This window comes from Priestia megaterium NBRC 15308 = ATCC 14581, assembly GCF_000832985.1.
Taxonomy (GTDB): Bacteria; Bacillota; Bacilli; order Bacillales; family Bacillaceae_H; genus Priestia; species Priestia megaterium.
In genome coordinates this window covers 1,550,065-1,576,238 of sequence record NZ_CP009920.1, presented here as the reverse complement: position 1 = coordinate 1,576,238, position 26,174 = coordinate 1,550,065, and the positions used below count along the sequence as shown (strand labels likewise).

Sequence of the window (26,174 nt, the reverse complement as noted above, 5' to 3'; positions counted from 1 at the left end):
AACCTTATTTGAAGGTGATATACTGTGAGTAGAATTTGGATATTGCATATATTTAGGAGGAATTAAAATGGCTATTGCACATGCTACAGATAAAAACTTTACAGATGAAATTAAATCAGGCTTAGTGCTTGTTGACTTTTGGGCACCATGGTGTGGCCCTTGTAAAATGATTGCTCCAGTTCTTGAAGAAATCGATGGCGAACTTAACGATAAAGTTAAAATCGTGAAAGTAGACGTTGATGAAAACCAAGAAACGGCTGGAAAATTTGGTGTTATGAGTATCCCAACTTTAGTATTATTTAAAGATGGAGAGAAAGTTGACCAAGTAGTTGGTTTCCAACCAAAAGAAGCATTAACAGAATTAATTAATAAACACGCGTAAGTCAAAACCTAGCTCAGGCTAGGTTTTTTCTTTTTCTCCACTTTTTCTCTTTTGGGAATACTTTTATTTAGCGAATATGCGTTCGTTTGTTTTATACTAGATGTAAGGAACACCGCCATAAATCCGGCTTATGTGCATGTATTGTAAGGCAGGAAAGAATGTAGGTTACGCTTCATAAGCGAATGTATAGATGGACAGAGTAAGAGAAGAGGAAGGAGAAAAATATGAACGATTATTTAAAAGAAAAGCTGGCTATTTTACCGGATCAGCCCGGCTGTTACTTAATGAAAGATAAATATGGAACGGTCATTTACGTAGGAAAAGCAAAAGTATTAAAAAATCGAGTGCGCTCCTACTTTACCGGATCTCATGACGGAAAGACGCTTCGACTTGTAAACGACATTGTCGATTTTGAATATATCGTCACATCTTCTAATTTAGAAGCGCTTATTTTAGAAATGAATTTAATTAAAAAGCATGATCCAAAATACAATATCATGCTTAAAGATGATAAGGGTTATCCCTTTATTAAGATTACAGCTGAAAAACAGCCCCGACTTGTTATTACAAGAAAAATAAAAAAAGATAAAGGGAAATACTTCGGTCCTTATCCTAACGTTCAAGCTGCAAATGAAACAAAGCGGCTTCTTGATCGCATTTATCCATTAAGAAAGTGCTCTACCATGCCAGACAGGCCTTGTTTGTATTACCATATCGGGCAATGCCTAGCTCCTTGCGTAAAAGAAGTAAAAGAAGAGCAAAACAAACAAATTATTGAAAATATCACGCGGTTTTTAAATGGTGGATATGAGCATGTCAAAACAGAGTTAACTGAAAAAATGTTAAAAGCTTCAGAAGAACTTGACTTTGAACGGGCTAAAGAATATCGAGATCAAATTGCTCATATCGAAGCGACAATGGAAAAGCAAAAAGTAACGTTTAATGATTTTGTTAATCGAGATGTGTTTGGCTATTCTTATGATAAAGGCTGGATGTGTGTTCAAGTTTTCTTTATTCGCCAAGGGAAGTTAATTGAGCGAGAAGTTTCTATGTTTCCTTTTTATAAAGAGCCAGAAGAAGATTTCTTAACTTTTATCGGTCAGTTTTATGCCAAAAATATTAAGCCAAAAGAAGTGATGGTTCCAGCAACGATTGATGCAGAGTTGGCTGAGAAATTAGTGGAAGTAGAGGTTCAGCATCCAAAGCGAGGCAAAAAGAAAGAATTAGTAGAACTTGCGTGTAAAAATGCAAAAATTGCGCTCGGTGAAAAATTCTATTTAATTGAACGAGATGAAGAGCGCACGGTTGGCGCAGTTGAACGGTTAGGAGAAGAGCTTGGAATTGCCGCTCCTTATCGGATCGAAGCATTTGATAATTCAAATATTCAAGGGACAGATCCCGTTTCTGCGATGATTGTTTTTGTTGATGGGAAACCGGAAAAGAAAGAATATCGCAAATATAAAATTAAGACGGTAAAGGGACCAGATGATTACAGTTCCATGAGAGAAGTCGTTCGCAGACGGTATTCCAGAGCGTTAAAAGAGGGTCTTCCGCTTCCAGATTTAATTGTTGTAGATGGAGGCAAAGGGCATTTAGCTGCAGTACAGGACGTTCTCGAAAATGAATTGGGACTTTTAGTGCCTACAGCAGGTCTTGTCAAAGATGATAAGCACAGAACCTCCAACCTGATGATTGGTGAGCCTCCTCAAATCATACCGCTTGAACGCAATAGTCAAGAATTTTATTTGCTTCAGCGAATTCAAGATGAAGTTCACCGCTTTGCGATTACCTTCCACCGTCAAGTGCGCTCTAAGTCTGCTTTTCAGTCTGTTCTGGACGATATTCCGGGAGTGGGCGAAAAGCGTAAAAAAGCTTTGTTAAAGTATTTTGGTTCCGTGAAAAAATTGAAAGAAGCAACGGTTGATGATATTCGAAATTCAGGTGTTCCTCAAAACATCGCTGAAAAAATTTATGAAACATTGCAAAAATAGTCTTGAAATAATAGAAAATATTTGATAAGCTATTAACTAATTTCATACGACACTTCATCAAATGAAGTGAAGATAGAGGTGCAAATTTAATCAGTACGTATCAGGAAGGGTATGAGCTCTTATGAATGATGCGGAAAGGGAAATTTGCCGAAGTGAACATTACCTCATAGTAATGATTGCTGGTTCTGCGTTGAATAAACGTAGGATTGTCAAGATGTAGATTCTTGGAGAGCTATCTCACGGCAGTGGACGGTTATGTTTTATAATTTTCGTTCGTTAAGCAATGAGAGCTCATCTCATTGCTTTTTTTATTGTCTGAGTAAAAAAATTTAGCTTCTCATCATCCTGCATATGCAAATTTATTGAAAAGGAATGAACAAAATTATGGCATTAATCGTTCAAAAATTTGGTGGAACATCTGTTGGTTCTGTTGAACGTATCCAAAATGTAGCAAACCGTGTTATTCAAGAAGCAGAGCGCGGTAACCAAGTAGTAGTTGTTGTATCGGCAATGGGCAAAACTACAGATGCACTGGTGAAATTAGCAAGTGATATTACGGACAGTCCAAGCAAACGCGAAATGGATATGCTTCTTACAACTGGAGAACAAGTAACGATTTCCCTGTTAACAATGGCCCTTCAATATAAAGGGTATGAAGCAACTTCGCTAACAGGTTGGCAAGCTGGTATCCAGACGGAAGCAGTTCACAGCAATGCACGAATCCAGCACATTGACACGACTCGTATTCAAAGCCAATTAGATAGAGGCCGAATCGTAGTAGTAGCTGGATTCCAAGGCTGTTCAGAAGATGGAAGCATTACAACATTAGGTCGAGGCGGCTCTGACACGACGGCAGTAGCTCTTGCCGCAGCATTAAAAGCTGCAAAATGTGATATTTATACAGACGTAACAGGAGTGTTTACGACAGATCCGCGCTATGTAGAAGATGCTCGTAAGCTTCACTCTATTTCATATGACGAAATGTTAGAATTAGCTAATTTAGGAGCAGGGGTGCTGCATCCGCGCGCTGTTGAGTTTGCAAAAAATTATCAGGTACCGCTAGAAGTGCGTTCAAGCTTAGAAAACGAGAATGGAACGATTGTTGAGGAGGAAGTTTCAATGGAACAAAACTTGGTCGTAAGAGGAATTGCGTTTGAAGATAATATTTCACGAGTAACAATTGAAGGGTTAAACAACGAGTTGCAAACTCTTTCTACTATTTTTACAGCATTAGCAAAAGAACAGTTAAATGTGGACATTATTATTCAAAACGTAACCGCTAATAATCGTCTCTCTATCTCATTTTCTATTAAAACCGTAGACGTAGACGCCGCTCTTGCCGTCTTAAAAGAGTATAAATCTACTTTAGGATATACGCGTATTGAACATGAAAGCGGTCTGGCTAAAGTATCAATTGTTGGCTCTGGCATGATTTCTAATCCAGGCGTTGCAGCGGAAATGTTTGAAGTGCTGGCAGGAGAGAAAATTGAAGTGAAGATGGTCAGCACGTCTGAAATTAAAGTATCTACAGTTGTACCGCATGCTGATATGGTAAAAGCTGTTGAGACGCTTCACATAGCATTTGAATTAGAAGAGCAGCAAGCAGTGCAAGTATAAAGAAGAGAAAAAAGACGTGGTATCTCCACGTCTTTTATATACGTATTTCCTACTTTTTATAACGCTCCGCGCGTGTTTCGGTAGGTAAGATATCTTTTCGGTCCCACTGCACGGAAATCAGCACTTTTCCGTTCTTTTCTTTATGTGTTAAGTAGGCTTCTGTTAGGCAGTTGTTTTGACGCTGAATCTGTTCAGCCACAAATCCTGACTCAAGATGAAACGAACAAGTTTCCTGCTGAAATCTTTTGCTGACCACATCACCTGATAACTCAAGTTCTAGTGAATATTTATCTTTTTTTGCAAGTGTCAGTGTTCCCCAGGAAGCTGCTTTAAAAAAAGCGACGATTTCATCCATTGTATTTAACGGGTATTTCCGCGCAAGGTGTTTTCCTGCCCAGTATGAAATGGCATTCGTCTCGTCTCCAAGAAGCTCTGGAATTAACACATCACGCAAAAGGCTGTATCCGAAATATGAAACGTGATCAAGAGTTCCCTCTGTTTCAGCTGTGACATTAGGTTCTGATGTTTCCATCGTCTCTTCAAGTTCTTGCTGTGATTCTGTTTGTAAATTGCTCATGGTTTCCCCTCTTTCTTTACTACTATTATATACAAATCTAAAAAACCTCTCACGCATTTTTTTAATAAAATGTAAGAGGATCTTTATTATGGTAAAAAGAGTTAGATGTAAAGATAAAAAATCCATAATATACCTTTTAAAAGGGTACTTTTACCTGTGTAAATGTTTTGTGAACTTGTTTACAATAAAAGTGTAAAGTAAACGCTTACTTATTTGTGGCAAGCAATATTATAATAGAAAGAAAAAACCTGTAACATCAATACAGTAAGCGTTAACAAATATAAAATTTTATAAATTTATATTTTATAGAAGATTTAAACATCTTGCCTTGACGCTCTTAATCGATGGGAGTAAAATTAACCTGTCACATACTTTATTAGGAAATGCAAAGGTTTTCATTTCCTGTATTCACGATTAATCTATTTGTCTAGTGGGAGTAAGAAAGTTCTTCACAAACTATGTTCATTTAACTAAGGGGGGTCTACGCAGATGGCGGCAAACAGAGAGTTTCAATATCGGAGAATCCATTCATTACTTGGGGTAATACCAATCGGGATTTTCTTAACACAGCATTTAGTTGTGAATCATTTTGCGACAAAGGGAGAAGAATCATTTAATCAAGCAGCTCACTTCATGGAGAGCTTACCTTTCCGCTATGCTCTAGAAATTTTCATTATTTTCTTACCAATCGTTTTTCACGCAATATACGGTCTTTACATCGCATTCACTGCTAAAACAAACGTTAACAACTACGGTTTTTTCCGTAACTGGATGTTTATCCTTCAGCGTGTTTCAGGTGTAATCACACTTATCTTCATCACATGGCACGTATGGGAAACCAGAATACAAGCTGCGCTTGGAAAAGAAGTAGATTTTCAAATGATGGAACGAATTTTAAGCAACCCGGCAATGCTTGCATTCTACATAGTTGGTGTTGTATCTACGATCTTCCACTTTGCAAACGGTCTATGGTCATTTGGAGTTAGCTGGGGGTTAACTGTAACACCACGTTCTCAAAGAATTTCAACTTATGTGACATTAGCAATCTTCTTAGCACTTACATTTGTAGGTGTTCGTACATTATTCGCATTTGCATAAAATTAAGGTTTTGAAGGAGTGGGGTTCCGATGAGTAACGGAAAAATCATCGTAGTCGGTGGCGGTTTAGCTGGCTTGATGGCAACAATAAAAATTGCTGAGTCTGGCAAGCAAGTAGATTTATTTTCACTAGTTCCGGTAAAAAGATCTCACTCAGTTTGCGCGCAAGGTGGAATCAACGGAGCCGTAAACACAAAAGGTGAAGGGGATTCACCATGGGAACACTTTGATGACACAGTGTACGGCGGAGACTTTTTAGCCAACCAGCCACCTGTAAAAGCAATGTGTGAAGCAGCTCCTGGTATTATCCACCTACTTGACCGCATGGGTGTTATGTTTAACCGTACTCCTGAGGGTTTGTTAGACTTCAGACGATTTGGCGGGACGCAGCATCACCGTACGGCTTTTGCTGGAGCAACAACGGGTCAACAATTATTGTACGCATTAGATGAGCAGGTTCGTCGCTATGAAGTTGCCGGACTTGTGACAAAGTATGAAGGATGGGAATTCTTAGGTGCTGTTCTTGACGATGAGCGCAGCTGTCGCGGAATTTCTGCACAGAATTTAAAATCAATGGAAATTAAAACGTTCTCAGCTGACGCGGTTATTATGGCTACAGGTGGACCTGGGATTGTTTTTGGAAAATCGACGAACTCAGTTATTAATACAGGTTCAGCGGCATCTATCGTGTATCAGCAAGGTGCATACTATTCAAACGGAGAGTTTATTCAAATTCATCCAACTGCTATCCCAGGAGATGATAAGCTTCGTCTTATGAGTGAATCTGCTCGTGGAGAAGGCGGACGCGTTTGGACATATAAAGACGGTAAACCTTGGTATTTCTTAGAGGAAAAATATCCTGCATACGGTAACTTAGTACCTCGTGATATTGCAACTCGTGAAATTTTTGACGTCTGCGTAGCGCAGAAGTTAGGAATCAACGGAGAGAACATGGTTTATCTGGACCTTTCACATAAAGATCCAAAAGAGCTAGACATTAAACTTGGAGGTATCATCGAAATCTATGAAAAATTCATGGGCGATGATCCGCGCAAGGTACCAATGAAAATTTTCCCAGCCGTACACTATTCAATGGGCGGTTTATGGGTGGATTACGATCAAATGACAAATATTCCTGGCTTATTCGCAGCTGGTGAGTGTGATTATTCACAGCACGGAGCGAACCGTTTAGGAGCAAACTCATTATTATCAGCTATTTATGGTGGTATGGTTGCCGGTCCTAAAGCGGTTGAATACATCAATGGTTTAGAAAAGAGCGCAGACGCTATTTCTTCAAGCGTATATGATCGTCATGTGAAAGAAGAAGAAGAGAAATGGAACAATATCATGAATCTTCAAGGTACAGAAAATGCATACGTTCTTCATAAAGAGCTAGGGGAATGGATGACTGACAACGTGACAGTCGTACGATACAATGACAAACTGTTAAAAACAGATGAAAAGATTCAAGAATTAATTGAACGCTATGATCGTATTAACATTAATGATACAGCTAAATGGAGTAATCAAGCGGCAACATTTACTCGTCAGCTGCAAAACATGCTTCAGCTTTCACGTGTTGTAACGCTAGGAGCTTACAACCGTAACGAAAGTCGCGGTGCTCATTATAAGCCAGATTTCCCAGATCGTAACGATGAAGAATTCTTAAAAACAACAATGGCAGCTTTTGTGGATAAGAAAACGGCTCCTTCTTTCCATTATGAAGAGGTAGACGTATCGTTAATTAAACCGCGTAAGCGCGACTACACAAAGAAAAAAGATGAAAAACCAAAAAAACAACAAGAGGGGGTTCGTTAATCAATGAGTGAACAACAAACAGTCCAAAAGACAGTGCGCTTCATTATTACACGTCAAGATTCAGCTGAATCTGCTCCTTACAATCAGGAGTTTGAAATTCCGTATCGTCCGAATATGAACGTTATTTCAGCACTGATGGAAATCAGACGTAACCCTGTTGATGCTTCAGGTAAAGAGGTTGCTCCGATAAACTGGGAAATGAACTGTTTAGAGGAAGTATGCGGAGCCTGTTCAATGGTCATCAACGGTAAACCTCGTCAGTCATGTACAGCTCTTGTTGATAAACTAGAACAGCCAATTCGCTTACAGCCAATGAAAACATTTCCTGTGGTTCGTGATTTGCAAGTAGACCGCAGCCGTATGTTTGATTCACTAAAAAAAGTAAAAGCCTGGGTTCCAATCGATGGCACATACGATTTAGGTCCAGGACCGCGTATGCCTGAAAAGAAACGTCAGTGGGCGTATGAGTTATCCAAATGTATGACATGTGGCGTTTGCTTAGAAGCTTGTCCAAATGTAAACGACAAGTCAAACTTCATCGGTCCAGCACCGCTTTCTCAAGTTCGCCTGTTTAATGCCCATCCAACCGGTGCGTTAAATAAAGGAGAACGTTTAGAGACGATTATGGGTGATGGAGGACTAGCGAACTGCGGGAATTCTCAAAACTGCGTTCAATCATGCCCAAAAGGAATTCCATTGACTACTTCAATTGCAGCTTTGAACCGCGATACAACAATTCAAGCATTCAGAAGTTTCTTTGGTAGCGATCAAGTATAATCACTCAAAACCTCTCCACGCGGAGAGGTTTTATTTTGTCTATGACGAACGGAGGAAATACAGATGAATAATATTTCGTATATTGAAGACATGGATCATTGGAAAGAGTCATTTTCGTTTAAGCAGGAGATCAAGGTAAGATTTTCGGAAACAGATATGTTTGGGCATTTAAATAATACGGTCCCTTTTGTGTATTTTGAACAAATACGTACTGAATTCTTTCACCATATTGGCTTTATGCAAAAGTGGACGAGTGAGCATGAGGGAACGATACCGGTGGTGGCTGATTTGCAGTGCGATTATGTCAAACAAGTTTATTTTGGCAACGCGCTATCTGTTTTTGTAAAAGCTCATAGAATTGGACGTTCGTCGGTTGATTTACACTATATGATTCAAAATGAGCAAAAAGAGGTTGTACTCACCGGGAGAGGAACAATGGTGCAAATTTCTAAAAAAACAGGAAAAAGCGTCCCTTGGAATGAAGAGATGAAAAGGTGTTTATCAAATATATGAAAATGGCTTGAAGGCTCTTTCTTCAGGCTTTTTTTCTTTTTTAAAAGTGAAAAAGAGTTTTTTGCATATTTTTTCTAAAACTAGTAACCGCGTAGGCATACCGCACATAAGATATGTTGACTAAATTTACACCCATCCGATAGTTCAACTCAGGATCAGGCAAGGAGGGTTACATTGAAAGAAAAAGAGTTTCAACCTAAACCGCTACTTACAAAGCGTGAACGAGAAGTATTCGAGCTTTTAGTACAGGACAAAACAACAAAAGAAATCGCGAGTGAACTATTCATTAGCGAAAAAACAGTTCGAAATCATATTTCTAATGCGATGCAAAAGCTTGGAGTCAAGGGGCGTTCTCAAGCAGTCGTAGAACTCCTTCGAATGGGAGAACTTGAACTATAACATGAGCTGGCTTTCTTCTTAGAAAGCCAGCTTTTTGTATATTTTTTTCAGTGTCGCATACATATCTAAAAAGAATAACGTTAAGAAAAAATTATAAAAAAGGTAAATCTTTATAAAAAAAACTTATTGCTTGAAATTGAATTTCAGAGTACGTATACTTTTAAGTGAGGAGATACTAGTTCAGAAGAAAGAGAGGTGAGATGATGAAAAATATATGGATGAGCTTATTGTTATGCATGATATTCTGTTTGCCTTTTGCGAGTTTGCCAGATAAATTTATTGATAACGACTTTGAAAAAGTGAAGGTCACAAAAAGTTCGGTTCAGCATTACACGGATATCGTGCACATGTCTCCAGGAGCTAAGCACAGCGTTAAACAAATAGGATCTCTCATACAAAGTGTGATAGTAACTTTTGCTTTAGTATGGGTGAGTGCCAAACTCATCATTCCGACGCATCAAATTGCGTATTTTATCCTCAAGAAAACACTTTTTTATCCAAAAATCTTTCAATCAAGTTACCTCAATTAAATAAAAAAGGTTGAAATTTCAACAGCCTTTTCTTCAAACCTAAAATTACCAACTATTCTTAGGCTTATTTGCTATGCGGATTTTCTAGGCAAATAACGCGGCAAAATTAAAAAATTCTTTTTAAAAACTTTATAGGAGTGATCATTCAATGATGATTAAAGAAACGGAATTGCCAGGAATCGGCCGTAAATTTGAAATTGAGACAAGCGGAGGAAACCGCGTAGTTGTTATCATTCATGATGATGGACGACGTGAAATCTATCACTTCGATCAAAAAGATTTAGAAGAAAGCATTTTTGATATTACGTTAACAGATACGGAATCAAGACAGCTAGCTGCAATTTTAGGCGGCATGATTTACAAGCCAAAAGCAATGGAAACCATTGAAGTGGCATTCAATGACTTAGTTATTGAATGGTATAAAGTTGAAAAACAAGCGAAAGCTCACAGTAAAACAATTGGTGAAATTGACGTTCGCAGCAACTATGATGTCACTATCATCGCCGTCATTAAAAACACGCAAAAAAAATTATCAACTCCAGGACCAGATACGTTGATTGAAGAAGGAGATACGCTTGTTATCTCTGGAGAACGAGGGAATTTAAAAACGCTCATTAAAGAATTGCTTTCACAAGGAGGTAGTTCATAATTGGATCATTTAGTATTTGAAGTTGGGACAGCTTTGTTACTAGTCGCTTTAGCGGCTATACTAGCACATAAATTTAAATTTACGATTATTCCATTCCTCATTCTGCTGGGCATGGCGGTTGGTCCCCATGCTCCTGAGTTTGGCTCATTCAGTTTAAAGTTTATTGAAAGCCAAGAGATTATTGAATTTATGGGGAGAATTGGAGTTCTCTTTTTACTCTTTTATTTAGGATTAGAATTTTCAGTTGGAAAGCTAATTAAATCAGGCAGGTCCATCGCGGTGGGAGGATCTATTTATATTTTAATTAACTTCACTTTAGGATTATTGTATGGATACCTGACAGGAAATCCTCTTCTTGAAGTGCTGATTATCGCTGGAATTATTACGATTTCGTCCAGCGCAATTGTCGCAAAAGTATTGGTTGATTTAAAACGAACAGCGAATCCAGAAACGGAACTGATATTAGGGATCATCATGTTTGAAGATATTTTCTTAGCCGTTTATCTTTCTGTCGTTTCAGGGTTGGTGCTTGGAGACCACGGATCGCTTGCTGGATCTTTAACATCTATTTTAATTGCGTTTGGCTATATGATGCTGTTCTTTATCATTGCTCGAAAAGCCACGCCGCTACTAAATAAACTTTTAAATATTTCATCAAACGAAATCTTTATAATCGTCGTTTTTGCGGTATTGTTTTTTGTGGCAGGCTTCTCTGAAACAATTCACGTGGCAGAAGCAATTGGTGCGTTATTGCTTGGACTTGTATTTTCTGAAACGGAACATCGCGATCGGATTGAACATCTTGTCGTACCGTTTCGTGATTTCTTTGGAGCTATCTTTTTCTTCAGCTTCGGGTTAAGTATTGATCCTCTTACGCTGTGGGATGCAGGATGGCTTGCGCTTGGCGCAGTTGCGCTTACGATCATTGGTAACTTTACAGCCGGTATGATTTCAGGAAGAAAAAGCGGGCTGTCACACAAGGCCTCTACCAACATTGGGTTAACAATCATGTCACGAGGCGAGTTTTCGATCATTATGGCTAACATTGGAATTGAAGGAGGATTATCCGCAATTCTTCAGCCATTCGCCGCGCTTTATGTATTGATTTTAGCTATTATTGGCCCTTTGTTAACGAAGGAGTCTAAGCATATATACGGATTTTTAAACTCAGTATTTAAATGGAAAAAGCCAAATCCTCAAGAATCAAAGTGATAAAATATATAAAACACAGTTGACAAATCGGATTAATATGATAAAATTCAAAATAATCCAATAACAAATCAGTTAACTATAGCAACGGGCTGATCGGTCAACCGAAAGCTCCTACCTTTTTTAGGTAGGAGCTTTTATGTTTTTAGGTGAAATAGCTTTTGATTTAAAAATTCAAGAAGGAGGAATTGCTGTGAGTGTCATGATTCAATCGGTTAACCGCTCATTTCAAAAAGGAGAACAAGTAACTCAAGCATTGCGAAATGTAAATCTTACGATTAATAAAGGTGAATTTATTACCATCATTGGTCCGAGCGGATGCGGAAAAAGTACGCTGCTTAAAATGATTGCTGGACTTGATATAGATTATGAAGGGCGCATTGAAATCAAAGGGAAGCACATAGCCGGACCTAGCATTAAACAAGGAATGATCTTTCAAGAACACCGCTTGTTCCCATGGCTTAATGTGGAGCAAAATATAGCGGCTGACTTATCTTTGAAAGATTCGAATGTTCGGCGCCGCGTAGATGAGCTAATTGATGTTGTCAGGCTGAAAGGATTTGAAAAAGCTTATCCTCGAGAACTATCTGGGGGGATGTCTCAACGAGTTGCTATTGCGCGTGCTCTTTTAAGAAATCCAGAGGTTTTATTGTTAGATGAACCGTTTGGCGCGTTAGATGCTTTCACTCGCACTCATTTGCAAGATGTGCTGCTAGACATATGGAAAAAAGAAAAAACAACCATGATTTTTGTTACCCACGATTTAGATGAATCCATTTACTTGGGAACTAAAATTGTGATTATGAGTGCCAGACCAGGGAAAATTAGCCGGGGCGTTCCAGTAGAAATTAGTCATCCGCGAAAAAAGACAGAACTACCTTTTCAGCAGCTAAGGCAGCAAGTGCTGAAAGAATTTGAAGAAGCAGGAGAACATTAAAGGTTCAATAAGACAGAGAAGGAGACAGAACAGATGAAAAAGCTACTTTTAACTGCAGCTATTGTACTTGTTCTCGCATTGGCTGGGTGCGGGACGAAAGAAAAAGCGAGCGGAGAAGGTTCAAAAAACGTTACAGTCAATATTGGTATCCAACAAAGCTTAGGCCCTTTAATGCTGGCACAAAACCAAAAATGGTTTGAAAAAGAATTTAAAAAAATAGGTGTAAATGTTAAATGGACAGAGTTTCAAAGCGGTCCTCCGCAATTTGAAGGTTTAGCATCTGGACACTTGGATTTCGGTCAAGTTGGAAATTCACCGGTTATTTCTGGTCAAGGCGCAGACATTCCATTTTTAGAAATTGCTAATTCGAGCGATGGATTAAAAGGAAATGCTATTTTAGTAGGAAAAAATAGCAAGATTAAAAGCATAAAAGATTTAAAAGGTAAAAAGATTGCGGTCGCGAAAGGAAGCAGCGGTTTTAATTTATTGTACAGAGCTCTTGACCAAAATGGTTTGAAGCCAAGTGATGTAAAGATCATTCAGCTTCAGCCAGACGAAGCTCAGCCAGCATTTGAAAATGGGTCAGTTGATGCATGGTCAATTTGGGAACCGTTTATCTCACTGCAAAACTTAAAAAATGATGCTCGTATTTTAGCAGACGGCGATTCGTTAAAGGTTGCTTCACCAGGTTTTACTATTGTAAGAGAAGGCTTTGCAAAAGATCATCCAGAGTTAGTCGTTAAGTTTTTACAAGTTTATCAAAAAGCACTTGAATGGCAAAATGAACATTTTGAAGAATCTGTGGATATTTTAGCAAAACAAAAAAATCTAGATAAAGACGTAGTAAGACAAGTGTTGAAAAATAATCCTGCCTATAATCGCCCAACCTCTAAAGAAATTATTGCAGAACAACAGCGAACAGCTGATTTTCAACAATCTTTAGGCGTTATTAAAAAGAAAATTGATACGGGAGATGTCGTTGATAATTCATTTATTGAAAAAGCATTAAAAGAAAAATGAGGTGATGAAAATGAGTAAAACATCTGTGGTTTCAGGACATGTCCAGTCTTCAGCAGCTCACTTGCAAAAAGTGAAAAAAAGAAAGGAAGAAGCGAAAAATAAGCAGGGGATTTTCCTTCGTTCTCTTATCGTGCCAATTTTGCTTATTGTCGTGTGGCAAATCATTGGTTCTGCGGGCTATGTATCCAAAACTGTTCTTCCTACACCTGTTGATATTGTACGTTCTTTTAAACAGCTCATCGTATCGGGAGAACTCGGAGCTAACCTTCAAATCAGTATTTTGCGTGCTGCCATAGGTTTTGCCGTTGGAGCTGGTCTAGGTTTACTATTTGGTGTAATTGTCGGTTTCTCAAAGAAAACGGAGCACTATATGGATCCATCCATTCAAATGCTTAGAACTGTTCCTCACCTTGCCTTGGCGCCTTTATTTATCTTATGGTTTGGCTTTGGAGAAATTTCAAAGATATTGTTAATAGCAAACGGTGCGTTTTTTCCAATCTATGTTAATACGTATTTAGGCATTCGCGGCGTTGATTCGAAATTATTTGATGTTGCGCGTGTTCTGCAATTTAGTAAATGGAAACAAATCACGAAACTCATTTTACCAGCCGCTCTTCCTAATATTTTACTTGGTGTCCGATTGTCTTTAGGTATTGCATGGCTCGGACTAGTAGTCGCTGAATTAATGGGAGCAAGTGAAGGTGTAGGATATATGATTATGGACGCTAGGCAGTTTTCTCAAACGGACGTAGTTTTTGTGGGAATTATCATTTTTGCTGTTGTAGGCAAATTAACCGATTCATTTGTCAGAGTATTAGAAAAGCGTCTTCTTAAATGGAGAGACAGCTACGCAGGTGAAAAATAAAATAAGGATTTATATAGCTATTAATCCTTGTAAATCTATCAGTTTTGTAAGTTAAAAGGAGAGATGATAATGAGCCAGTTTACAATTATTACAGGAAGCCCTTCAAAACAATCAAGGTCAGCTGCTTTAAGTGAGTATATTGCAGCATATCTACAAAATGAAAAATATGAAGTGAAAACCGTACATGTCCGCGATCTACCGGCTGAAGACTTACTATATGCTAACTTTTCTAGCCCTGCGATTCAAGAAGCTCAAAAGAAAGTGTCAGATGCTGATGCCGTTATTATTGTCAGCCCAATCTATAAAGCTAGCTACACAGGAATCTTAAAAACATTTTTAGATTTAATACCTGAAAAAGGTTTGCACAATAAAACCGTGCTACCGATAGCTACAGGGGGAACCATTGCTCATCTGTTAGCTCTTGATTATGTATTTAAGCCGACCTTATCCGTTTTAGGCGCTACTGCTCTTATTCATGGGGTTTATATTGTTGATTCTGAGGTGGCCTATACGAAAGAAAATGAAATTGAGTTTATTGCGGAAGAAGCAGAAGCTAGAATTAAACGTTCATTAAAAGAGCTGGAATATCATCTAGAACAAACGAAAAGGAGTGTTGAATCATGAAAATGTTATGGTTTATTCCTTCCCATGGAGATGGAAGATATTTAGGGACAAATCGAGGAGGTCGTTCAGCAGACTATTCATATTTTCGGCAAGTTGCTCAAGCAGCAGACCGGTTAGGATTTGAAGGAGTTCTGATTCCAACGGGGAAATCATGCGAAGACCCGTGGCTATTGGCTGCTTCACTTATACCTGAAACAGAGCGTTTGAAATTTTTAGTAGCTGTACGTCCCGGCATTATGGCTCCTTCTGTGGCAGCGCGCATGACGTCAACTCTTGATCGAATTTCAAACGGTCGTTTATTAGTCAACGTAGTAGCGGGAGGAGATCCAGCTGAATTAGCCGGAGACGGCCTTTTCTTATCACATGATGAACGTTATGAAGCTGCGGATGAATTTTTAGATGTGTGGAAAGGGTTATTGGTTGGAGATACAGTTAATTATGAAGGAAAACATATTCATGTAGAGAACAGTGAGCTGTTATATCCACCTGTTCAAAAACCTTCTCCACCTATTTATTTTGGCGGATCTTCACCCGCAGGACAAAAAGTGGCAGCAAAACATTCTGACGTGTATTTAACATGGGGGGAGCCTCCTGAACAAGTAAGAGAAAAAATAACGGCTGTGAGAAAGCAAGCAGAAGCAGAAGGCAGAACCGTTAAGTTTGGGATTCGTTTGCATATTATTGTAAGGGAAACCGAAGAAGAAGCTTGGGAAGCAGCCGATCGATTAATTCAGCATTTGGACGACGACACGATTCAAGCTGCACAGCGTACTTTTGCAAGGTACGACTCAGTTGGGCAGCAGCGAATGGCGAGCCTTCATAGAGGAACCCGAGAGGAACTTACGATTAGCCCTAACTTATGGGCAGGTGTAGGGCTTGTCCGGGGAGGTGCAGGAACTGCACTAGTAGGCAGTGCTGAAAATATAGCGAAACGAATAAAAGAGTATGAAGCTTTAGGAATTGAATCTTTTATTTTATCAGGCTATCCGCATTTAGAAGAAGCTTATCACGTAGGGGAGTTATTGTTCCCGCTTTTAAATATTGATGAGGGTGAAGGAAAGAGTGGAAGCATCGGAGAGATTATTGCAAATGATAGGTTTCCAAAAACTTCAACCTCGTAAAAGAAGAACCGGTGAATTTTTCACCGGTTCTTCTTTTACATTCATCTCAGCCGAGAGACGAGTCTGTTAAATTGTTGGTTTTGGTTTTTCAGGTGCAGCTTGTTTATCTTTTCGACTTTCTTGAATATATACTTTAAAGAGAAAAATATTTAAACAGCCCAGTGTGAGGAATAACGGTGCAAAATAATATTCTTGAGACATAAGTAGGACGAAAACGCTTCCAAAACAGAACAGAGAACTAAACATAAAGTAAAACTGTAAGAATCTTCTCATTTTAGTCGCCTCCTATTCTTTTTCTTCTTACAATTATTATATCAAATACTTTCCAAAAAAGACACAAAATATTCACAAAATGTTCAATTTTTTTCTTATTTACCCATTGATTTTTTTGTCGATATGTAAATTTAGTGGGTTGTAATACCAATTAATTCCTGATTGTAACTTTCCGATGGAAAGTTTATGTAAAATTTTATATGATAGAGAAATGGTATTGAAAAAAGGGGGAAAATCATCATGAGACGAATTGGGTGGCTATTTTTTACTATAGCAATTCTCTTATTAATAACTGCCGGTTGCTCAAATGATCAACAGAAAGCACAGGAACGATTTGATAAATATGTAGCCATGTGGAATAAAGAAGATTTTAAAGGCATGTATGGATACTTGTCTAAAGATGCTAAAAAGACGATTTCAGAAAAAGATTTTGTAAATCGATATAAAAATATCTATGATGCAATTGAAGCGGACAAGCTTAAAGTGAAGGCAAGTAAAATAGAAGACTTAGAAATAAAAGACCATAAAGCTGTTTTACCTTTTGAAGTAAACATGAACTCTGTAGCCGGTGAAATCTCATTTAAAGAAAATGCTGCTGTGGTTCAAGAAAAACAAGGGGATACAGAGAATTGGTATATTAATTGGAAGCCTAATATGATTTTTAAAGGACTTAAGCAAGGAGAGCAAGTAAGAGTAGCTACTCAGTCAGCTGTGCGTGGAGAAATTATGGATCGTTCAGGGAAATATTTAGCTCAAAACGGAGAAGCGATTCAAGTTGGAGTTGTTCCACAGCAGTTTTCTAAAGGCGGCGAGCAAGCTATACAACAATTAAGCAAGACTCTTGCTCTTTCAGAAAAAAGTATTAATCAAGCACTGAGCGCTTCTTGGGTGAAAAAGAATCAATTTGTTCCTATTAAAACAGTTAGTCAAAAAGACGCCTCTAATTTAGAGAATTCTTTGAAAAAAGTAGAAGGCATTCAACAAAAAAAGGTAAATGCGCGCGTATATCCTTGTGAAGAAGCGTGTGCCCATTTAGTTGGATACGTTGCGCCTGTCACAGCGGAATATTTAAAAGAGCATAAAGATGAAGGCTATAATGCTCAGTCTAAAGCTGGAATGATTGGCTTAGAGTCTTTATATGAAGATAAGCTTCGTGCTCGAGACGGCGTCATGATTTATACTGTAGATAAAGATGGTAATAAAAAGAATGAAATTGCAAAAGTGAATCCAAAAGACGGGGAAAGCATTCAAGTTACGGTAGACACGAATGTGCAAAAATCCCTTTATGAACAGTTAAAAGATGAAAAAGGAGTAGCTACTGCTCTTCAACCTAAAACGGGAGAAATATTAGGTCTTGTAAGCACGCCAGCTTTTGATCCGAATTCTTTTTCTTTTGGAATCGATGCTAATACGTACCAATCCCTTTCAACGAATCCCGATAAGCCGTTAATGAATCGCTTTACCAAAACGTATTCTCCGGGATCTACATTTAAGTTAGTCACGGGAGCTTTAGCGGTTGATGAAGGTGTGGTAAATCCAAACGAAAGTATATCAATCAGCGGGAAGAAATGGCAAAAAGATAAAAGCTGGGGGAATTTCTACGTAACACGAGTGGGAAGCAAGCCGAATGTTAATTTACGTGATGCTTATGTTACATCTGATAATATTTATTTTGCGCAGACTGCTTTGAAGCTAGGTTTAGACAAATTTAACAGTGGTTTAAAACAGTTTGGGTTCAATCAAAAAATGCCTATTAATTACCCTTTTGAAACGTCTAAAATTGCAGGTGATCAAGATATTAAAGATGAGGGAGTATTAGCAAACTCTGGCTATGGCCAGGGGAAGCTGCAAGTGAATCCTCTCCACTTAGCATTGATGTATACATCGATTGTAAACGATGGAAACATAGTAAAGCCTATTCTTATGAACGGTGATGAGAGTGGGATATGGAAAAAACAAGTAATATCTAAAGAAACGGCGCAATTAATTCAAAATGATTTAGTTGATGTCATTGAAGATAAAAACGGTACGGGTCATGCTGCAAAGATAGATGGGTTAACCCTGGCTGGAAAAACTGGAACGGCAGAGCTAAAGAAAACTCAAGGTGAAAAAGGACAGGAAAACGGATGGTTTGTAGCTGTGGACACAAAACAGAAAAACTTACTCGTTTCAATGATGGTTGAAGGGGTAGAAGATAAAGGCGGAAGTCATTACGTCGTGCCGAAAGTAAAAAATGTATTTCAGCAATATAATAAGTAAATAATAAAAGCCAGTTCTAAAAGAGCTGGCTTTTATTATTTACACAAGGGGAGTAATGTTAAGTTTTTGTAAATCCCAGTTTTATACAAACTCTGAAAACCCTTATTTTAAAAGGAATCAACGTATTATTGTTAATGTATTGTAAATAAGCTTAAAAAAATGTGTTTGAAAAGTTATTGACAATTAACAATAATAGGAGTAATTTTTGACTTGGCGTAAAAAAATGAATCGCATAACCTATAGGTGAAAGAACCACTTTTTGGGACTTTTGCTCTGGTAAACGTTTGTTTTTTTAGAATTTTTTGATACACAAGAGAGGTGGTTTCTCTCGTTATAGTAATGAACAGCTAAGTTTTATCCATTACTTTAAATGAAAAAAGAAACTAGAACACATATAAAAAGATAGAGAGAAAAAACGAGTGGTAAAGTTTCGATAAATTGGATGGAGGATTGCAACGTGATCAAAAGAAAAAAAGACAAGTTTTCTGAAATGTTAATGGACATTGCCCAAAATATTAAGGACTCAGCGGAGTTTTTAGGCAGCTTTGAACTTCAAAATGTATCTGACCTAAAGGAATTTGCCAACGTTTTAAAAGCGTATGAATCAAAAGGTGATAAATACGTGCATACAGTGATTACTGAGTTGAACAAAGCATTTATTACTCCAATTGAGCGTGAAGATATTTTACAGCTAGCGATGAGCATGGATGATGTACTTGATGGCATCGACAGCTTTGCTGCTTTAATGGAAATTCATTCAATTACAACATTTGATGAATATGTAGCTGAATTTGTTAAGAATATTCAAGGCTGTGCTGAAGAAATTTTAATTACGATTAATTTGTTGTCTGAGAAAAAGCTTCTTCAAATTAGTGAGCATGCAATTAAAATTAAAGAGTATGAGTCACATTGTGATACATTATATCGTCGTGCACTAAAACAATTATTTGCAACATGTAAAGATCCAATTAAAGTTATTCAATATAAAGAAATTTATGAAACGCTAGAAGAAATTGCGGATTATTGTCAAACGGTTGCGAACAACTTAGAATCAGTTATTATGAAGAATGCGTAACGGGGCTATATTATAATGGATTCGATGCTAATATTAACCATTCTAATTGTAGTTGGTGCACTTGGTTTTGACTTTATCAACGGCTTTCACGATACAGCCAATGCCATTGCGACTTCTGTTTCAACTAAAGCTTTAAAACCGCGACATGCAATTCTTTTAGCCGCAACCATGAACTTTGTCGGTGCTATGACGTTTACGGGCGTAGCCAAAACGATTACAAAGGATATCGTTGATCCTTATACGCTTCAAAATGGTTCTGTCGTTATTTTAGCAGCATTAATTTCTGCTATTGCATGGAACTTAATCACATGGTATTTCGGTATCCCGAGTAGTTCTTCTCATGCAATTATTGGATCGATTGCAGGAGCAGCTATTGCAGCTGCTGGATTTGGTGCTTTAAATTACAAAGGTTTCATCAAAATCATTGAAGCCCTTCTAATTTCACCAGTTCTAGCCTTTGTAGTAGGTTATATTGTCTATACGATTATCAAACTAACGTTTAAAAACCATAACTTGACGAAAACGAATAAGCGTTTTCGACGCGTTCAAATCCTGACTGCAGCCCTACAATCTTACACACACGGTACGAATGATGCGCAAAAAGCAATGGGTATCATTACGCTAGCGCTTATTGCTAACAATATGCAAAGCGGTACTGATATTCAGTGGTGGGTACAGCTGGCTTGTGCGGTCGCAATGGGGCTTGGAACGTCAATTGGTGGATGGAAAATCATTAAAACCGTCGGCGGTAAAATTATGAAAATTCGTCCTGTTAATGGAGTAGCTGCGGACTTAACAGGTGCTGCCATTATCTTTGGAGCAACGTTTATTCATCTACCTGTCAGTACTACTCATGTTATTTCATCTTCTATCTTAGGTGTAGGTTCTGCTCACCGAGTGAAAGGTGTAAAATGGGGAACTGCACAGCGCATGGTGATTACATGGGTTATCACACTGCCAATTTCAGCTTCATTAGCTGCACTTATCTATATGATTTTAAATTTGTTCTTTTAATAAATGTGGAGCTTCTTGTAAAGAAGCTCCTTTTTTTATTTACATCCCCTCATTTGCACAGTACACTTAAAGCATGAAAATAACACAATCGTTTTTAAAAGGGAGATGGGGAAATGTTTGGAAAAGTAGCTGCTGATGTATTGGGGCTAAGTGATATTGGTTCTGTTATTAAGCCAGTTGATTATGACAAGGTAGATGCAGACGATTACGTTATGCATGAAGAACAAGAAAAAATTTATTTTCTGATCAAATCAAAGTCAGATGAATATTGCTTTACCAATAAAGCGCTCATTCACCTTGATGGAACAAGTGCTACAAGTAAAAAGCGAATGCTTCGCCGCTATAACTACAGCACAAATCACATTTCAAACGTGATGCTAGAAACGGCTGGAACTGTCGATTTAGATGTGGAAATTAAATTTAAAATTGGCTCGGAGACTTTTTCTATCGATGTACACAAAAAGCATATAGAAGAGGTAAAAGATTTATATAAAGCGCTGTTTAAAATGTCTGAAATAACGCGTGAAAATGAAATTGCGCTCGATTTTGCTAAACAAAGCATTCAGCTAGCTTCTTCTACACTAAGCAGTACAAGAAATACAAGTGGAAGTGTTGCTAGTGAATTTAAAGAAATTAACGAAGCTGCGTTTTCTTGGTTATTAGATAAAAAAACAGTCTATACAACAAAAGATTTCAGCTCAGTTTTCGAGCTGTATATCAATAATTAATAGAAACAGCTGCTCCTTTTAGGGAGCAGCTGTTTTTTGATGCTGAATGAGAGTATGTAGACTTATGATGAACGTCGTAGAATCCTCATGTTAACCTTGAAAAATCACCGAAAAAAGAGCACAATATAAAATAGAAAAGAGAAACAGTAGAGACGGGTTTAACTGAAAGAAATAATAGAAAATAAGACTTATAGGTGGAAAGGATTACGGTATGACAGCAAAAAATAATGAGGATACAGTGGCAGAATTAGAAAAGTCACTTCGACATATTGCAGCGATTGTGAAGCAAAAAGGAAGAGAAATTTTAGAAGATTATACGATTACGCCACCTCAGTTTATTGCTTTGCAGTGGCTGTTTGAACGTGGAGATATGACGATTGGCGATTTATCAAATCGTATTTTTCTCGCTTGTAGTACAACGACAGATTTAGTAGATCGTATGGAAAAAAATAAGTTGGTGGTTCGGGTGAAAGATCCAAAAGACCGCCGCGTAGTGCGTATTCATTTGCTTCCTGAAGGAGCACGTGTTATCGAAGAAGTGATTGAAAAGCGACAAACGTATTTAAATGGCGTACTGGCAAACTTCTCCCCTAGTGAAACGGAAGTTTTACGAGTAACGTTACGAAAATTGCATGATGAAATGAAAGAAAAATGAGGCGATTGTTTTGAGTAGACCAATTGGTGTTATAGATTCAGGTGTGGGCGGATTAACGGTAGCAAAGGAAATTATGAGACAGCTTCCGAAAGAACAAATTATGTACATTGGAGATACAGCCCGCTGCCCATACGGTCCCCGTCCTAGTGAAGAAGTACGAGCTTTCACATGGGAAATGACTAATTATTTAATAGCTAAAGATATTAAAATGCTGGTTATTGCGTGTAATACGGCTACGGCAGTTGTGCTGGATGAAATTCAAGAACAGCTCGATATTCCCGTTATAGGCGTCATTGAACCAGGATCACGCGCTGCGCTTAAAGTAACTAAAAATCATAAAATAGGCGTAATCGGCACAAACGGAACCGTGAAAAGTCAAGCCTATACACATGCACTCCGCGCTCTTCATACGAGAGTGGAAGTGGAAAATTTAGCATGCCCTTTGTTTGTACCTCTTGTAGAGAGCGGTAATTATGAAGGACCGGAAGCACAGCGAATTGTAAAAGAAACATTAAAACCTTTTTATCATACAGATATGGATACCCTTATTTTAGGATGTACGCATTATCCGTTATTAAAGCCAGTTATTCAAGAAGCAATTGGGCCTAGAGTTCAGTTAATCAGTTCTGGCGAAGAAACGGCAATAGAGGTAAGTGCCATTCTTTCTTATAGCAATTTACTAGCTCCTAGAAACATGGAGCCTGAACACTACTTCTTTACAACAGGATCAACAGAACTGTTTCAATCTATTGCATCTAAATGGTTTGAGCACCCTGTATATAATGTTGAACATATCAAGCTTTAAAACCGTGCATATCATGCTCGGTTTTTTTTGCGGACAAAAACTTTTTTGAGCTGGTCTAAAATGCAAAAAAGCTCGTATACATAGTAGTACAAACAGTCTGAGGAGGGAAAGGAATGTCCAAAAAGACCCAATTTGTTCTCATATCCGCCGTGGTGACCACGTCTGTATTGTTATCCGGCTGTGGACTTTTCGGAGGGGATAACGCAGCAAAGGAAATTGATCCGCCAAAGGATGTCACCTATGTGAAAGATGAAAAATCATTAGCGACTGAAGCGAAAGTAACGGAAGCTAATAAAAAACAAAGTAAAGCCGCAGAAACATCTGCGCCTACCAAAAGAGAACTCTACTTAATTGATAAAAACGGGTACGTTGTTCCCCAGACGCTTGAAATTCCTAAATCAAAAGGTGTCGCTAAACAGTCTCTTGAATATTTAGTAGAGGGTGGACCGGTCACAAACTTATTGCCAAATAATTTCCGAGCGGTTCTTCCTGCTGATACAAGAGTTTTAGGGACAAAGCTGGAAAGTGACGGTACGATGGTAGCAGATTTTTCACCTGAATTTGCTGAGTATAAAAAAGAAGATGAACTCCGTATTCTGCAGGCCGTCACTTGGACGCTGACGCAGTTTGAAGGCGTAAATAAAGTTAAAATTCGCATTAACGGCTATGATAAAGATGAGATGCCTGTAAATCATACGCCAATCAGTAAAGGGTTGAGCAGAGCAGATGGCATTAACTTTGATAATACTGGAGTAGTTGACGTAACTCAAACGAAGCCAGTTACGATTTATTACTTAGCTCAAGAGGGCAAACAAACTTACTATGTTCCTGTCACAAAACGAATTGCTTCTGATGACAAAGATATGTACACTGCAATTGTGAACGAGCTTGTAGAAGGACCTGCGCCTGCATCAGGTTTAGTGACAGACTTTAATCCTGATGCAAAGCTCGTAGCAGCTCCAAAGTATGCGGACGGTGAGTTAACGCTGAACTTTAATAAAAACATCTTTGGGAATTTAAAAGGAACGGAAATTTCTCAGCATGTTCTCGACTCCTTAGTGTTATCTCTGACGGAACAAAAAGCCGTAGACAGCGTTGCCATTAAGGTGAATGGCAAAAAAACGCTAAAAGATGAAAAAGGGAAAAAATTAACGGAACCAGTTTCAAGACCTAAAAATGTGAACACAGGTAGTTTTTAAAAACAAATTTTTGTTATACTAGTAAAGGACTAAGTAGAAAGAGGTCTGCTGAAATAGCGACCTCTTTCCGCTGTTTTATAGTTAAAATGGAAGAGACTATTACATATAAATGAATGAATAGGAGGACATGCTTAATGCGTTTGGACGGTAGGGAATTTAATGAATTGAGATCTGTATCTCTTCATACTTCATACTTAAAGCATCCAGAAGGATCTGTATTAATCTCGGTGGGAGACACAAAGGTTATTTGTACAGCAAGCATAGACGACAGAGTGCCTCCTTTTATGCGTGGGCAAGGAAAAGGATGGATTACAGCTGAATATTCTATGCTGCCTCGAGCTACGGCACAAAGAAATATACGTGAATCATCAAAAGGTAAAGTCACAGGACGAACAATGGAAATTCAGCGTCTAATCGGACGAGCTCTTCGTTCTGTAGTCGATCTGGAAAAGGTCGGAGAAAAGACAATTTGGATTGATTGTGATGTTATTCAAGCAGATGGCGGCACAAGAACAGCATCGATTACAGGTGCTTTTGTGGCTATGGTTTTAGCGTTTGGAAAGCTGGTTGAAGAGAACAAGCTAACAGAAATTCCTATTCGTGACTACTTAGCTGCGACTTCAGTAGGTATTCATGGAGAAAATTCGATTTTAGATTTAAATTATGAAGAAGATTCGACAGCGGAAGTTGACATGAATATTGTGATGACAGGAAGCGGACAGTTTGTAGAATTACAGGGAACGGGAGAGGAATCGACGTTTTCGAGAGAACAGTTAAACCATCTTCTAGATTTAGGGGAAAAGGGTGTTTATCAATTGATTGAACAGCAAAAGGAAGTTCTTGATCACCTGGCTGCCTACATTCCGGTTAAAGAAAGGTAAGGGATTAACGTGCGTGAAATCATTATTGCAACTAAAAACGCAGGCAAAGTAAAAGATTTTGAAACACTTTTCTCACCGAAGGGATTTAAAGTAAAATCGCTTCTTGATTTTCCTGAGATTGAAGACGTGGAAGAAACGGGCGTTACATTTGCAGAGAATGCCACGCTAAAAGCAGAGGCCATTTCATCCGCATTAAATAAGCCGGTCATTGCCGATGATTCGGGGCTTGCTATTGATGCCTTAAACGGGGAGCCAGGCGTTTATTCCGCGCGTTATGCTGGTGAAAATAAAGATGATAATGCTAATATAGAGAAGGTACTTCAAAAATTAAATGACGTGCCGTTTGAAAAGCGCACGGCACGCTTTCATTGTGCTCTTGCTATTGCAGTGCCTGGAAAGAGAACCGAAATTGTAGAAGGCACGTGTGAAGGGCACATCTTGGAGGAAAAAAGAGGGGAAAACGGTTTTGGGTACGATCCCATTTTCTTTGTAGAAAAATGGAGATGCTCCATGGCAGAATTGACCAAAGAGCAAAAAAATCAGATTAGTCACCGAGCAAATGCGTTAAAAAGACTAGCACCGCTAATTGATGCGCAATTTTAGAAGGAGTGATGACGTGTGAAACTATTAATTGTAAGCGATAGCCACGGGTTACAAGAAGAGCTACTCACTATCAGAGAGAGACATGCTGATGTAGATAAGATGATCCATTGTGGGGACTCTGAGTTGCCGCAAGACAGCAAAGAAATGTCTGCATTTTTAGGCGTTCGAGGAAATTGTGACTACGATGCATCTTACGTTAATGATCGAGTAGAGTCGCTTGGAGAAGCTACGTGTCTGGTTACACACGGTCACTTATATAATGTTAAAATGTCTATGATGAATCTGCATTACAAAGCGAGAGAAGTTGGGGCAAACGTGGTTTGTTTTGGGCATTCTCACATAGCGGGAGCTGAGCTCATGGACGGAGTTTTATTTATCAATCCAGGAAGTATGTTACTTCCTCGTATGAGAAAAGAACGTACGTATGCTATACTAGTAATGGATGGTACAGAAGCTACCGTGCAGTTTTACGATATAAGCGGTAAACATATTCCTAGCATGCAGTTAACCTGTACACTTTCAGCATAATATAGCCAAATATAGGGAGAAGAGAAGG

At 38.4% G+C, this 26,174-nt stretch carries 28 protein-coding genes and 1 riboswitch; of the genes, 26 read left to right on the top strand and 2 right to left on the bottom strand.

Going from position 1 to position 26,174, the window contains the following annotated elements:
• The first annotated feature begins 67 nt into the window (after positions 1-67).
• The 3 genes from trxA (at position 68) to BG04_RS08690 (ending at position 3,990) form a co-directional block, all read left to right on the top strand.
• On the top strand, positions 68-382 hold the full coding sequence (trxA, locus tag BG04_RS08700; protein ID WP_013059404.1) for a thioredoxin: 315 nt from the start codon (positions 68-70) through the stop codon (positions 380-382).
• Between the two features lie 224 nt (positions 383-606).
• On the top strand, positions 607-2,373 hold the full coding sequence (gene uvrC, locus BG04_RS08695) for an excinuclease ABC subunit UvrC (RefSeq protein ID WP_013085164.1): 1,767 nt from the start codon (positions 607-609) through the stop codon (positions 2,371-2,373).
• 65 nt (positions 2,374-2,438) lie between these two features.
• Positions 2,439-2,616: riboswitch (Lysine riboswitch) on the top strand.
• 141 nt (positions 2,617-2,757) lie between these two features.
• Positions 2,758-3,990 (top strand): aspartate kinase, encoded by a 1,233-nt coding sequence (locus BG04_RS08690; RefSeq protein WP_034648714.1) that lies wholly within the window; start codon positions 2,758-2,760, stop codon positions 3,988-3,990.
• A 49-nt stretch (positions 3,991-4,039) separates the two neighbouring features.
• Here the strand turns inward: BG04_RS08690 and BG04_RS08685 are convergent, their stop codons facing one another.
• A complete protein-coding gene (locus BG04_RS08685; RefSeq protein WP_013085162.1) occupies positions 4,040-4,567 on the bottom strand; it encodes a YslB family protein in 528 nt (175 codons plus the stop codon).
• A gap of 489 nt (positions 4,568-5,056) precedes the next feature.
• Here BG04_RS08685 and BG04_RS08680 point away from each other — a divergent pair, with 489 nt between their 5' ends.
• The 13 genes from BG04_RS08680 (at position 5,057) to ssuD (ending at position 16,126) form a co-directional block, all read left to right on the top strand.
• Positions 5,057-5,665 carry a succinate dehydrogenase cytochrome b558 subunit gene (locus tag BG04_RS08680; RefSeq protein WP_013059400.1) on the top strand — a complete coding sequence of 203 codons (609 nt, stop codon included), beginning with the start codon at positions 5,057-5,059 and terminating at the stop codon, positions 5,663-5,665.
• A 29-nt stretch (positions 5,666-5,694) separates the two neighbouring features.
• The gene (gene sdhA, locus BG04_RS08675) at positions 5,695-7,482 is read left to right on the top strand and encodes a succinate dehydrogenase flavoprotein subunit (RefSeq protein WP_034648715.1); all 1,788 of its coding nucleotides are present in this window, start codon (positions 5,695-5,697) and stop codon (positions 7,480-7,482) included.
• Positions 7,483-7,485: 3 nt separating this feature from the next.
• Positions 7,486-8,259: a succinate dehydrogenase iron-sulfur subunit gene (sdhB, locus tag BG04_RS08670; protein WP_013059398.1), complete on the top strand. Its 774-nt coding sequence runs from the start codon at positions 7,486-7,488 to the stop codon at positions 8,257-8,259.
• 63 nt (positions 8,260-8,322) lie between these two features.
• Complete coding sequence (locus BG04_RS08665; RefSeq protein WP_034648717.1) at positions 8,323-8,772, top strand: acyl-CoA thioesterase; 450 nt, start codon at positions 8,323-8,325, stop codon at positions 8,770-8,772.
• 174 nt (positions 8,773-8,946) lie between these two features.
• A complete protein-coding gene (gene gerE / locus BG04_RS08660; protein ID WP_013059396.1) occupies positions 8,947-9,171 on the top strand; it encodes a spore germination transcription factor GerE in 225 nt (74 codons plus the stop codon).
• 200 nt (positions 9,172-9,371) lie between these two features.
• Positions 9,372-9,701: a hypothetical protein gene (locus BG04_RS08655; protein ID WP_016765680.1), complete on the top strand. Its 330-nt coding sequence runs from the start codon at positions 9,372-9,374 to the stop codon at positions 9,699-9,701.
• A gap of 148 nt (positions 9,702-9,849) precedes the next feature.
• Positions 9,850-10,350 (top strand): cation:proton antiporter regulatory subunit, encoded by a 501-nt coding sequence (locus BG04_RS08650; protein WP_013085158.1) that lies wholly within the window; start codon positions 9,850-9,852, stop codon positions 10,348-10,350.
• Positions 10,351-11,562 carry a cation:proton antiporter gene (locus BG04_RS08645; RefSeq protein ID WP_025750630.1) on the top strand — a complete coding sequence of 404 codons (1,212 nt, stop codon included), beginning with the start codon at positions 10,351-10,353 and terminating at the stop codon, positions 11,560-11,562.
• 136 nt (positions 11,563-11,698) lie between these two features.
• Positions 11,699-12,496, top strand: coding sequence for an ABC transporter ATP-binding protein (locus BG04_RS08640; RefSeq protein WP_051975558.1), 798 nt, complete (start codon positions 11,699-11,701; stop codon positions 12,494-12,496).
• A 33-nt stretch (positions 12,497-12,529) separates the two neighbouring features.
• The gene (locus BG04_RS08635; RefSeq protein WP_034648719.1) at positions 12,530-13,516 is read left to right on the top strand and encodes an aliphatic sulfonate ABC transporter substrate-binding protein; all 987 of its coding nucleotides are present in this window, start codon (positions 12,530-12,532) and stop codon (positions 13,514-13,516) included.
• 10 nt (positions 13,517-13,526) lie between these two features.
• Positions 13,527-14,381 (top strand): ABC transporter permease, encoded by an 855-nt coding sequence (locus BG04_RS08630; RefSeq protein ID WP_034648721.1) that lies wholly within the window; start codon positions 13,527-13,529, stop codon positions 14,379-14,381.
• 69 nt (positions 14,382-14,450) lie between these two features.
• A complete protein-coding gene (gene ssuE / locus BG04_RS08625; RefSeq protein ID WP_034648723.1) occupies positions 14,451-15,005 on the top strand; it encodes an NADPH-dependent FMN reductase in 555 nt (184 codons plus the stop codon).
• A complete protein-coding gene (ssuD, locus tag BG04_RS08620; RefSeq protein ID WP_034648726.1) occupies positions 15,002-16,126 on the top strand; it encodes an FMNH2-dependent alkanesulfonate monooxygenase in 1,125 nt (374 codons plus the stop codon). Before ssuE ends, ssuD begins: the two co-directional genes overlap by 4 nt.
• 66 nt (positions 16,127-16,192) lie before the next feature.
• Here the strand turns inward: ssuD and BG04_RS08615 are convergent, their stop codons facing one another.
• Positions 16,193-16,399, bottom strand: coding sequence for a hypothetical protein (locus BG04_RS08615; RefSeq protein WP_013059387.1), 207 nt, complete (start codon positions 16,397-16,399; stop codon positions 16,193-16,195).
• Between the two features lie 240 nt (positions 16,400-16,639).
• Here BG04_RS08615 and BG04_RS08610 point away from each other — a divergent pair, with 240 nt between their 5' ends.
• The 10 genes from BG04_RS08610 (at position 16,640) to BG04_RS08565 (ending at position 26,146) form a co-directional block, all read left to right on the top strand.
• Positions 16,640-18,658: a penicillin-binding transpeptidase domain-containing protein gene (locus BG04_RS08610; protein ID WP_034648728.1), complete on the top strand. Its 2,019-nt coding sequence runs from the start codon at positions 16,640-16,642 to the stop codon at positions 18,656-18,658.
• 442 nt (positions 18,659-19,100) lie between these two features.
• Complete coding sequence (locus BG04_RS08605; RefSeq protein WP_029711160.1) at positions 19,101-19,733, top strand: DUF47 domain-containing protein; 633 nt, start codon at positions 19,101-19,103, stop codon at positions 19,731-19,733.
• Between the two features lie 15 nt (positions 19,734-19,748).
• On the top strand, positions 19,749-20,747 hold the full coding sequence (locus BG04_RS08600; RefSeq protein WP_013085148.1) for an inorganic phosphate transporter: 999 nt from the start codon (positions 19,749-19,751) through the stop codon (positions 20,745-20,747).
• A gap of 113 nt (positions 20,748-20,860) precedes the next feature.
• Positions 20,861-21,475 (top strand): PH domain-containing protein, encoded by a 615-nt coding sequence (locus BG04_RS08595; RefSeq protein WP_034648732.1) that lies wholly within the window; start codon positions 20,861-20,863, stop codon positions 21,473-21,475.
• A 211-nt stretch (positions 21,476-21,686) separates the two neighbouring features.
• Positions 21,687-22,130 (top strand): MarR family winged helix-turn-helix transcriptional regulator, encoded by a 444-nt coding sequence (locus tag BG04_RS08590; RefSeq protein WP_013059382.1) that lies wholly within the window; start codon positions 21,687-21,689, stop codon positions 22,128-22,130.
• Positions 22,131-22,140: 10 nt separating this feature from the next.
• A complete protein-coding gene (gene racE, locus BG04_RS08585; protein ID WP_013085145.1) occupies positions 22,141-22,935 on the top strand; it encodes a glutamate racemase in 795 nt (264 codons plus the stop codon).
• A 113-nt stretch (positions 22,936-23,048) separates the two neighbouring features.
• Positions 23,049-24,134 carry a GerMN domain-containing protein gene (locus BG04_RS08580; RefSeq protein ID WP_013059380.1) on the top strand — a complete coding sequence of 362 codons (1,086 nt, stop codon included), beginning with the start codon at positions 23,049-23,051 and terminating at the stop codon, positions 24,132-24,134.
• A 134-nt stretch (positions 24,135-24,268) separates the two neighbouring features.
• Entirely contained in the window at positions 24,269-25,015 is a 747-nt protein-coding gene (rph, locus tag BG04_RS08575; protein WP_013085143.1) for a ribonuclease PH, read from the top strand.
• 9 nt (positions 25,016-25,024) lie between these two features.
• Positions 25,025-25,618 carry an XTP/dITP diphosphatase gene (locus BG04_RS08570; RefSeq protein ID WP_013085142.1) on the top strand — a complete coding sequence of 198 codons (594 nt, stop codon included), beginning with the start codon at positions 25,025-25,027 and terminating at the stop codon, positions 25,616-25,618.
• 15 nt (positions 25,619-25,633) lie between these two features.
• Positions 25,634-26,146 carry a metallophosphoesterase gene (locus tag BG04_RS08565; RefSeq protein ID WP_013059377.1) on the top strand — a complete coding sequence of 171 codons (513 nt, stop codon included), beginning with the start codon at positions 25,634-25,636 and terminating at the stop codon, positions 26,144-26,146.
• Positions 26,147-26,174 lie beyond the last annotated feature (28 nt).